Source organism: Caballeronia sordidicola, from assembly GCF_002220365.1.
Taxonomy (GTDB): domain Bacteria; phylum Pseudomonadota; class Gammaproteobacteria; order Burkholderiales; family Burkholderiaceae; genus Caballeronia; species Caballeronia sordidicola_C.
In genome coordinates, this window is sequence record NZ_MTHB01000005.1 from 1 (window position 1) to 10,166 (window position 10,166).

Consider the following 10,166-nt stretch of genomic DNA (forward strand, 5'->3'; position numbering starts at 1 on the left):
CAGCCCATCATTAATTTATTGCGAGATCACTTGCTCGACAGTGAGATCGTGTTTGGCGACGAGACCACCGTGCAGGTGCTCAAGGAACCGGGGCGAGCGCCACAAACCAAAAGCTTTATGTGGGCCCAAATGAATGGCAGCGGGCCGCCCGTACGGCTGTTCGGATATGCGCCCGGGCGTGGCATGCAACATGGATCTGACCTATGGGCAGGCATGCGCCGTGGCGCGGTGCTAATGACGGACGGCTACGAGTCATACAACGCGATCGCTAAAACCAACGGCCTCGTGCATTTAGGTTGCTGGACGCACGCGAGACGCTATTTTGTGAAAGCCCAGGACGTGTTGCCTAAAGAAGCGCACGGTGTACATCAGCCTTCCACGCAGTTCATCCATCTCATCGGCAAGCTCTACGCGGCGGAGTCGCAGGCTCAGAAGAAGCCGAACCAGCGAGCACGCCTTCGGCGGCGTTACAGCACTGCGGTGCTTAAGGAAATTAAGAAACTATTAGACCATCATCTTGAGACGACCGCGCCGAGCGGAAAATTGGGCGAGGCCCTGAGGTATCTCGCCGGGCAGTGGCCAAAATTGAATCGCTATGTTGAAAACCAGGCGTGGCCCATTGATAATAACGAATGTGAAAATTCAATTCGCCCATTTTGCGTAGGACGTCGTTCCTGGCTTTTTGCCGACTCCGTTGGCGGAGCGAAGGCGAGTGCGAACCTCTATTCGCTCGTCCAGACGTGCAAAGCAAATCGCATCGATACGTATCAATACCTCGTTGATTTATTCAAAGCCCTGCCGTATGCAAAGACGGTCGATGACTACGAGGCGTTGCTGCCTTGGAATCTCGGGAAGCCTGAACGCTAAGCCAAGGCATTAGTCAATGCTAATGCGACTATGTCCTTCAAAGACCGCTTACCCTACACGGTCGACCGGAACCAGGAGCTCGTGGCGCTTGGCGTCGCCAATATCGCGGCCGGTCTGTTGCAGGGTGTCCCAGTCTGCAGTAGTGCGTCACGAACGCCAGTCGCCGAGGCAGCCGGCGCAAAGACACAGTTGACCTGCGTTGTGTCCGCGCTCTGTATCGCCTTTCTGCTTATCGTGGCTCCTGCGTTGCTAACGCATATGCCGAATGCGGCTCTCGCCGCGGTCATTGTTTCTGCCGCACTCTCGCTCTTCGATCTTGGAAACGTGACACGTCTTTATCGAATGCGCCGCAGCGAGTTCACGCTGTCCATGGTTTGCTTCGCAGGTGTACTCACAGTCGGCGTCGTACAGGGCATCTTCATCGCTATCGGCCTGTCACTGCTGTCATTCGTCTGGCGCGCGTGGCACCCTTACGCCGTTTGGGCAAGATCGAAGGGAGGCCTGGTTATCACGATGTTGTGCGGCACCCAGACGCAAAACAGGTTCCTGGCCTTCTACTGATTCGTTGGGATGCGCCACTCTTTTTCGCAAACGCGGAGATATTTCACCAACACATACGACGGGCGATTTCGCAGGCATCGCGACCACCTGCCTGGCTGGTCGTTGCCTCGGGCCGATCACCGATATTGACGTCACAGCTGCCGACATGCTCTCCGGGCTTCATCACGAGCTGGAAACAGCGAACATCGCCCTGTATTTTGCAGAATTGAAAGGCCCCGTGAAGGACCGACTGCGAACCTATGGGCTCTTCGCGATGTTTGTCGAAACACATTTCTTCGAGACCGTGACAGATGCCGTTCGCATGCCGTACAGCACAGCGTTGACTGGCCGGGCGAGTGATGGGCTGGCGCGTTTGCTACCAGCTCCGCCCGCGAAGGGCTGCGTTCATGATTGGGTGTCGCCTGCAGTCCGACTTGCCGCTTCTCTCAAGCGTACCTGCAGCACCCTGGTGCGAATGGCGCGCTCGTCACATGGAACAATTGGTCGAACGATCACTTCGTGACTTCGCTTGATCCCATTCCTTATTTCTCGAGACGAGCACGAATTGACTGCAATTCCCTTTTGCGTTCGGCACTCGTCTTCGGGTAGGTCATTTCAAGTCCGTCAAGGGTTTCAAGGACGATCCTGGATACAATCAGCCTGGCGTTCTCCTTGTCGTCGGCCGGCACGACGTACCAAGGCGCATGCCGAGTGCTGGTTGCATCGAAGCATTCCTCATAGGCCTTCATGTACTGGTTCCAGTACTGCCGCTCCTCGATGTCCGCAGCACTAAATTTCCAGTTTTTCTCAGGGTCGTCTATGTGTTGCAGGAAGCGTTTGCGCTGCTCTTCCTTCGAGATGTGAAGGTAGAACTTGACGATCCGCGTGCCGTTCCGGGAAAGGTGTAACTCCAGATCCACGATCGAACGATAGCGGTCATGCCACACGGTCTTCTCGTCGAGCAGTGCATCCGGCAGGCCCTCGTTACGGAGAATCTCGGGATGGACGCGGGCGATCAGCACCCCCTCGTAGTAGGACCGGTTGAAGATGCCGATTCGTCCGCGCTCTGGCAGATTGCGTGTGGTGCGCCAAAGGAAGTCGTGCTGCAACTCAATGGGGCTGGGATGTTTGAAGCTGAAAACCTGGCAACCCTGTGGGTTCACGCCGGACATGACATGCTTGATGGCACCATCCTTACCGGCCGCATCCATTGCCTGGAAGATAAGCAGAACAGCATAGCGGTTGAAGGCATAGAGCAACTGCTGCAGAGAGCTCAGGCGCGCGACATGCTCACCCAGCAATTGTTGGTAGTGTTCTCGTGACTTGTACACGGGCTCCACTTTCGTCGGCCACTTGTCGAGCTTGACCCTTCCGTCGAGATTTTCGTGTCCCGGAAAGCCATCGACACCGGTTGCCGTGAAGTACACCGCACACCACGGCGCGGGCATCACCTCATCCGTGTTGACCGTGACGGAACCAGGCGCCCAGTTACGCAGCGGCCCGTTGGGCGTGATCCGATACTGAACCGTCATCGATCCAGTTGCGCCAGGGCTCACGCCGAGCGCAGCGCCGGCGAGAACGTTGCCGATGGATTGGGTAGTCTGCGGGATTTCATCTATTTTACATAATAATAGTTATCCATTTCAGTGGTACCTAAAGAAGTGTTGCGGATTTCGCCTCGCTGTCATGGATTCGACGCAACAGCTTCGTATCATTTGGCACCTTTTTACCGTTGCGTCGATCGATGACTTTTCTCCAGTTATCGGATTCGCTGGTTCCGGGCCAACTGAGAAGCGTCACCCTGGTCGGTGAGTCTGCGATTCCACGATATTGGGCCAACGTCTGGCTGATCATGTCGATGGGCCATCTGGCCGAATCGACCCAAACTGGCAAGCTTCGGTACATCGAGGACCTTTACCAGCACGCGGACCGTATTCTGGGACCAAATGGTCTCGACGATGCGCTTGCTGGCGTCGATGACGGCGCGCTGACCGACGTTCTTGAGTCATGGTTTGTCTCAATCCGGAATCGGCCGCGAGCCACCAGAGCCGACGAACTGCGCTGGCATGCCGGCCTCGGGTTTGTCACGGACGTGGTGACATGGCTTTTCAAGAGCCGGATTCCGGATGATCGTCTGCGAGACATCGAGGCGCGTTTGCACCGGCTTTCGACCTTGTATAGCCAATTGCATGTGCGGAAAAACAGTCAGGTCGAAACCATCCGCTCATTGCCAGCCTCCGTCGTGGAGGCGCTTTACGATCTGCTGGACCCAGAGTCAAGTCGGAATCGGTTCAAGCATGCGAAGACCCGCTGGCGCATTTACATCGCCTTCGTGCTGATGTTGCATCAAGGACTGCGGCGTGGCGAGTTGCTGCTGCTTACAGCCGACTGTGTAAAGTCCGGCTTTGACAAGAAAAGGCAAACACCGCGTTATTGGCTCAATGTGCAGGAAAACGAATATGAGGACGGCGACGCCGATGAGCCGATCGACTTACGGTACTCGAAGCCAAGCATCAAAACAGTCCATTCTGTCCGACAGATTCCTGTCAGTGGGCTAACGGCTCAGCTGGTCCAGACCTACGTTGAAAACTACCGCGGCCGTCCTAGCCACCCCTTCCTGCTCACTTCATACCTTGGCAACCCGCTCGCGACCGAATCGCTGACGAAAGCGTTTCGCGAAGTCTCGAATGCGTTGCCGGAGCCGGTACGTCGTGAATTGATCGATCGCTGTGGCAAGGATTCCGTTATGCCGCATGACCTGCGTCACACAAGCGCTGTCGTACGGTTACACCAACTACTCGATAACGGTGACCCGATGGATGAGGCGCTGCAGAAGATGCGGACGTTCTTCGGATGGTCAAAGAAATCGGTGATGCCCTCGCGCTACGCGCGGGCGGTGTTCGAGGACCGGCTAGCGGACGTGTGGAACGACAGTTTCGATGACCGGGTAGCGTTGCTACGCGCCATCCCGAAAGGACTCTGATCATGCAACTGTCCCGTAGCAACGGCGTCGCGGGTGTCGCTCGTGACGCTGGAGATCTGATTGCCGACGTGGTCTCGCGACTTCCAGCCCTTCCTCCCGTGATCCGTTACTACGACGAATTTGATGATGCTACCCGTTCGATCGTCGCGCCCACGGATGCAACGGTATTCGAACTGTTGATCTACGGGCGAGTGCACAGGCTGGACTTCGATCGCTACCCCGGTGCATACGGCATGCTGGTGAAGCAGCTCTTCCTGTTTCTGCTGGGCAAAGGACTTCATGTCGTTTCCGCCTTCAAGGCAGCAAGTGGAGCGATGCACTTCTCGGTTCCCGAAGTTGAAAAACTGGTCGACGCCGGCCCGCACAAAATCGGTCATGAATGGACTATCATGCGCGCCCGCGACTTGTCCCAGGACGCGTACCGGTTCGGCAAAACACTGTTGCGGTTGTTGTGTACCCACCGGCTTTGCGGCTGGTCTCCGAGGTATGAAGAATTTATTCGCTCTTCCCTACCCGGTCCTGCGACAGATTCGTATGCCGGAGTGCATTCTGGGGATGTCTTTCTGTCGGTCGACGAGGAAGCAGCTATCGTGAGGCATCTGGACGAAACCGTTTCAGCGCTCACGTCGTCCGTGAACGCACCTCCAACGCACGAGGACCTCTGCGACACAGGCATGTTGCTGTGCGCTTATCAGTTTGCCATGCGCCCAATCCAGATCGCGATGCTGACCATGAGAAATGTGCGTATCTGGCAGGATGCGCCGGATGGTCCGCCGACGGTGCATTTAACCTTCCATATGGCCAAGCAGAAAAGTGCCTCGAAAAGAAAGCCGCTCACGCGCCGAGTCAAGCGGGAGTGGGCGCCGATCTTCGTCGCTCTCAATACATCGCGGCGGGCCGAGGGTATTGCGGGCGCTGCGCATTTCTTTGCCGTTGAATCGAACTACGAAGCGGGCGTTCGAATTGCCGCGCTCGTGAGAAAGCTGATCGGCTCTGATGACCTCGGTACGCCCACGGATCTGCGGCATACCGCAGCCCAAAGGCTCGTCGACGCCGGCGCAAGCCACGAAGAGTTGGCCGAATTCATGGGGCACTCACACGTGCAAACCGGGCTGGTGTACTTCGCGACATCGGCCACGCACGCGGAGCGGGTAAACCAAGCGCTCGGCGCGTCGGACATATACCGACGCGTGGCGAAAATTGCACACGACCGGTTCATCTCCCCGGAAGAGCTCACCCTTCTTAAAGGTGAGCAACAGATCGCTGGTGTGCCTCACGGCATTCCGATTGCAGGTATCGGCGGATGTTCTTCGGGGCAGCCTGCTTGCCCTTACAACCCGGTCACATCGTGCTATGGATGCAGGAAGTTCATGCCCTTGCACGACAAAGCGATGCATGAGCACGTGCTAACCGCCATGCGTGAAGTAGTGATGTTCTTCGATCAGAGCTCTCGCGGCGACACCAGCTCTCCAGCCTACCTGCAACTGCAACGCACGATCGCTGAGATACAGGCGGTCATCGAGGAACTGGAAGGCGACAATCGATGAATCCACACTACTCCGCGTTCATCGAACTGGGTAAAACGCTGGTCGGTGAGAAAGGTCTGTCATGGGACATACCTCTCGATGAAACAGGCGTCGCATGCGACGGCGTCGGCTGGAATCTTACTGTCATTGCCGGCGACGTTCCGCCGCCGGCCCATTACCTGAGAGACCTGGGGCCTGATGCGAAGGCGCTGGTGATCATTAATGCGCAGCGCACCGAGGGCAACCTGACGCCACTGGCCCGCCATGCCCTATCTCCTGCGTGGCAGGACATCATCAAGGCTGCGGTCGCCGAGCAGTTGCTGTTCAAGCGCAACACGGTCGGATATGTGTCGCAATGCATCGCGCGTCCGCTGCGTATGATCGCCACATGCGTGGACAAGGAACCGTGGCGACTGACTGTCGATGATCTGCGTCTTTCGATTCGCATCGGGACAGCGATTCAGTCATCGGGAAAACTGGCTGACCTGGTTGCTGGCATCGTCCGAGTGGTGTTTGATGCGCAGCACATCTGCGACGCCGGCCAGTTGTACTCGTCCCTCGCTGTTCCTCGCATGAAAATGAAAAGCGCGATCAAGGCGAAACATACCTGGTCGCAGGACGAATTGCGCGCTGATCTGGAGGCGCGCAAGCGTGAGGAACGGCTGCCAGAGCGCCGTGCATTCTGGGAACTGACCCGTATCGTGATGACTGAGAAGCCGCGCACGTTCATGGACGATCTGCGGTTTGCCGCGATACGTACGATGATCGTCACGGGCTTCCGTGCCGGCGAAGCTGCACTGCTTCCCGTTGACTGGAAACGAGAGCGCAGCTATCTGGACTCTAAGGGCCGTCCCGCTGGCGAAGCCGGCGGCATCTCGACTTCGTTGATGGTCCGTCACTTCGCTGAAAAGCAGCAGGACGACGAGGCCGATAGTGCTGTTCTGCGTGAAAACACGCAGCCCGTGCCCGACATGTTCCGGGCGTTGCTCACTGAGACGCTCGATCATGTCGTGAAGCTCACGGAGCCACTACGTGAGACCCTAAAGCTGCAGTGCGAGTCTGGTCGACTACTGCCGTGGTATCGGGCCAATGATGTCGCGCCCTTCACTGAACTGTACACGCGACTGATGGGCAACCCATTCTGGCTGGGAATCGAAAGGGAACCGTTCATTGAGCGCTATCGTGAAGGCTTCGATCCTGCGGTGTTAGTCGAGTTGCATCGCTATCAGACGGAACGGCGACAGAGCGGAGAACTTACGCTCGACATGGCGGTATATACGTTCGGAAGTCGCCTGCTGAAGAAGATGCGTGACGGGAAGATCGCCATGCGCTTCCGCCGAGCGAACGGCAAGGTCATCGGGATTCAAGAGCGCGTGGGTTGGCATAACGCCTATCTGCACGTCGGCGAGTTGGAAGAACATATACGCGCGCATACACCCACGAAAGTGTCGGAGACTTCTCCGCTTCCATTGGCTGTGGGCGCTGTGCAGCCATGGGAGTTACTGTTTGTGCTTCCGAAACGCTCGCTCGCGGAGGAACGCAACGAAGGTCTCTGCGATGTCAGCCGATATATGGCTGTGCGTCGCCCGGGTCCCGACCTCATTCAATTGGCACTTGGCGAGCACACAACATGCGAGACGGTGTTCGAGAAGTATGGGCAAACCGAGGAGGACCGTGCCCTGCGAATGGAGTCGCATATGTTACGTCATCTGCAAAACACGGAACTGTTCCGACTGGGCATTGCCGACACTATCATCTCCAAACGCTTCAACCGGCGTAGTGTCGCACAGAGCTACGAGTATGATCATAGAAGCCTGGCCGAGGATCTCGACCAGATCGAGATCCCACAGGACATCGAGATCATGCTCGGTGAAAAAGCCAGCACGGTTGCCAGGCTCATCAAGGGCGGCAAGGCCAATGGCCCGATCGTGGACGCGTTCCGGCGCATCCAGGCAACAGAGGGTGACACTGCCGCGTACGAGTACCTGCGCGCCGAAGCGGACGGCTTCCATGCCACGCCGTACGGGCACTGCCTGAATTCATTTACGGTCGATCCGTGCCCCAAACATCTTGAGTGCTTCGCGGACTGCCGCCATCTGTCGGCCACCGATCTGCAGGAGAACCGGCAGAACCTGATCCGGCTCGAGGGCAAGTTCAGGCTTGCCCTGGAGTCGATCAAGGCCAGACCATCGACCAGCATCGGCTGGCAAAACCAGCTTGACCACGCAGAGAAGCGGCTGGCTGGCGTACAGAAGCTTCTTGCAACACCAGCGGGCGAACGCCCCTTCCCTGACGGCGTTGACCTGTCACGGCCCCGGCAACGCGGAGTACTTGATGACTGAACCTGACGAGACCACACCGCCCAGCGACGACGATCAGATGCGCGAGATTCTCGAAACGCTGCTGGCCGATGATGAGGACATCACAGCTCGCGCTGTCGCGCGGCTGCACCCGTCCATCAGCGCGGCTTCGTCAATTACGCGCAGCAAAACGCGAAGCAGGTTGCTCGCTGAATATCAGAATCGGCAGGCCGAGTACCGCCGCTGGCGCGGACGTGTTGCCAAACGATCCGGCGCCGATACCGCGGTCTCGCTTGCCGACAAGGACATCAGGATCGCAGAACTCAAAGCCACTGTGCAACTACTGACCGCTTCCCACCTTGCAATGCTGCGCGCTGTCGGCGAGCTCGGCGGCTTCAGCAAGTGGGCAAGATTCTATGAAGAATACCGGGATGCTCGGGATAAACTCATTGATCTCGGCGCAGTACCCACGGCAACGGTTGCGCAATTGACGGCGGAAATCTCGACGAAGCTGCAGTCGACAACCAGGCGGAAGAAACGTTGACCGATGTCCTGTACGGTGTGGACACGAAACCGAACGGTGATCAGATATGAAGCTTGCTGACTTTTACATCGGCCTCGAATTTATTGAAGGCCCCTTCTGTTGGCGATGCACGGACGTAGGAACGCGAACGGTGGTTGCCATCCGACTCACTGAGAACAACCCCATCTGGTATCAGGGACCGCCGTACATGGTGGAGGAAGTAGTTCTGGACGAGGCGAGTCTTGCTGACTGTCACCTGACGGAAGAAGAGCACATCAAAGCTGCAGTCGTCGAAGCGGACACGTCCGGTCATCCGGGCTATCCAGGCGAAGCTGTTCACCGTATGACGGAAGTCCGCTTCAAGAATCCGGCGTATCCGCGCAGGGAGATGTTCCGGTTTGACCGCGTACGCGCCGACGGTGAGATCCTGCACCCATACGCGGCTCGCGAGGTCGCGGAGGAATGGATGATCAACTTCTATCTGCCGTTCACCCAGAACTGGGGGGAGATACCAGAGGAACAGTTCATTGCCTTACCGATTGCCACACCTATCGACATCAAGCGCCGGGCAGATCAATTGCCGTCGTGACGAGGACTGCCAGCCATCTGCTTGTCGGTCACTTATACGTAGTATTTGCATGATCGCGACAGCCGCGAAATGGCTGTGGTTCTGCGGTGGAAACCGCCTCTCTCCCGAAAGGAGCACGAAATGTCTTACGCACCCTGCTTCCAGACGCTGCACGATGAGATCCGGCCCGTAGGACACCTCGGACGGGGCACACATTATTCTGTTCTGCGCGTACCAACCTGGCACGATGAACTGATGCATCAGCTTCAGTTTGGAAGGTTCCTCGACTTCGCAATAATCTGGGACGAAGATCACGACGACCGGGTCGTTGATGCGATCTTGGTCATGTACCTCGGCGGCCTGCTTGCGCCGGTGCGATTCATCGGCGAGCGCAAGGGTGTGCTCTCAGTGTTGCTTGCTCCTGCAGCCGTTCAGGCTTGGGATGATCACGCGTTCCAGCGATATCGCGAGGACGTCGCCGACGTATGCACCAGTCTTGAGGATCCATGGACGGCAGACGTCAACAGCATGGATAGCTCGCAACATTCGATCATCCACGCGCCAGCTGAAAACGTCGCGACCTATCTGAAAAACATCGACATGCTGTGGCAGCTCGGAACGAGGTTTACCCTCCCTGCATAGGCGGCACGGATTCGCAACAACATCCGATCACACGATGCCACGATCAAGCCGTCATTGTTGCGCAAGTGGTCGCTCCGCCGCGCAACAGACAGGCCCACTTCGGTAACACAACAGCTCTACAGAGAATGGCGGCGCCTGTGGATAACTTCCTCGTTATAAATAAAGGAAGAGTCGAAGAAAAAACCTTCGCAACACGACACCCTAGGTGCCAAGAATC

General features: G+C 57.3%; 8 protein-coding genes and 1 pseudogene. 8 read left to right on the forward strand and 1 reads right to left on the reverse strand.

Annotation, left to right across the window (positions count from 1 at the left end):
- Both tnpC and BSU04_RS00220 read left to right on the forward strand, forming a co-directional pair.
- On the forward strand, nucleotides 1-867 hold an 867-nt coding region (tnpC, locus tag BSU04_RS00215), incomplete at its 5' end, for an IS66 family transposase (RefSeq protein ID WP_144021078.1).
- A gap of 63 nt (nucleotides 868-930) precedes the next feature.
- Nucleotides 931-1,762: pseudogene (locus BSU04_RS00220) on the forward strand (SulP family inorganic anion transporter); the annotation flags it as partial.
- Between the two features lie 187 nt (nucleotides 1,763-1,949).
- Here the strand turns inward: BSU04_RS00220 and BSU04_RS00225 are convergent.
- Nucleotides 1,950-2,939 (reverse strand): ADP-polyphosphate phosphotransferase, encoded by a 990-nt coding sequence (locus tag BSU04_RS00225; RefSeq protein WP_256981938.1) that lies wholly within the window; start codon nucleotides 2,937-2,939, stop codon nucleotides 1,950-1,952.
- Nucleotides 2,940-3,151: 212 nt separating this feature from the next.
- On the opposite strand from BSU04_RS00225, the gene BSU04_RS00230 reads away from it, so the two are divergent.
- From BSU04_RS00230 to BSU04_RS00255, 6 genes are all read left to right on the forward strand, one after another.
- The gene (locus tag BSU04_RS00230) at nucleotides 3,152-4,390 is read left to right on the forward strand and encodes a tyrosine-type recombinase/integrase (protein ID WP_089158719.1); all 1,239 of its coding nucleotides are present in this window, start codon (nucleotides 3,152-3,154) and stop codon (nucleotides 4,388-4,390) included.
- A 2-nt stretch (nucleotides 4,391-4,392) separates the two neighbouring features.
- On the forward strand, nucleotides 4,393-5,937 hold the full coding sequence (locus tag BSU04_RS00235; RefSeq protein ID WP_089158720.1) for a tyrosine-type recombinase/integrase: 1,545 nt from the start codon (nucleotides 4,393-4,395) through the stop codon (nucleotides 5,935-5,937).
- The gene (locus tag BSU04_RS00240; protein ID WP_089158721.1) at nucleotides 5,934-8,258 is read left to right on the forward strand and encodes a hypothetical protein; all 2,325 of its coding nucleotides are present in this window, start codon (nucleotides 5,934-5,936) and stop codon (nucleotides 8,256-8,258) included. Before BSU04_RS00235 ends, BSU04_RS00240 begins: the two co-directional genes overlap by 4 nt.
- Nucleotides 8,251-8,760, forward strand: coding sequence for a hypothetical protein (locus BSU04_RS00245; RefSeq protein WP_089158722.1), 510 nt, complete (start codon nucleotides 8,251-8,253; stop codon nucleotides 8,758-8,760). The genes BSU04_RS00240 and BSU04_RS00245 overlap by 8 nt, the downstream gene beginning before the upstream one ends.
- Nucleotides 8,761-8,890: 130 nt before the next feature.
- Entirely contained in the window at nucleotides 8,891-9,328 is a 438-nt protein-coding gene (locus BSU04_RS00250) for a hypothetical protein (protein ID WP_256981939.1), read from the forward strand.
- Between the two features lie 120 nt (nucleotides 9,329-9,448).
- The gene (locus BSU04_RS00255; RefSeq protein ID WP_089158723.1) at nucleotides 9,449-9,949 is read left to right on the forward strand and encodes a hypothetical protein; all 501 of its coding nucleotides are present in this window, start codon (nucleotides 9,449-9,451) and stop codon (nucleotides 9,947-9,949) included.
- The last annotated feature ends 217 nt before the right edge of the window (nucleotides 9,950-10,166 follow it).

What these genes read in the sequence shown, in the direction of transcription:
- BSU04_RS00245 (WP_089158722.1), top strand. Translation starts at nt 8,251, where the DNA reads ATGACTGAACCTGACGAGACCACACCGCCCAGCGACGACGATCAGATG.
- BSU04_RS00235 (WP_089158720.1), top strand. Translation starts at nt 4,393, where the DNA reads ATGCAACTGTCCCGTAGCAACGGCGTCGCGGGTGTCGCTCGTGACGCT.
- BSU04_RS00225 (WP_256981938.1), bottom strand. Translation starts at nt 2,939, where the DNA reads ATGACGGTTCAGTATCGGATCACGCCCAACGGGCCGCTGCGTAACTGG.
- BSU04_RS00230 (WP_089158719.1), top strand. Translation starts at nt 3,152, where the DNA reads ATGACTTTTCTCCAGTTATCGGATTCGCTGGTTCCGGGCCAACTGAGA.
- BSU04_RS00255 (WP_089158723.1), top strand. Translation starts at nt 9,449, where the DNA reads ATGTCTTACGCACCCTGCTTCCAGACGCTGCACGATGAGATCCGGCCC.
- BSU04_RS00240 (WP_089158721.1), top strand. Translation starts at nt 5,934, where the DNA reads ATGAATCCACACTACTCCGCGTTCATCGAACTGGGTAAAACGCTGGTC.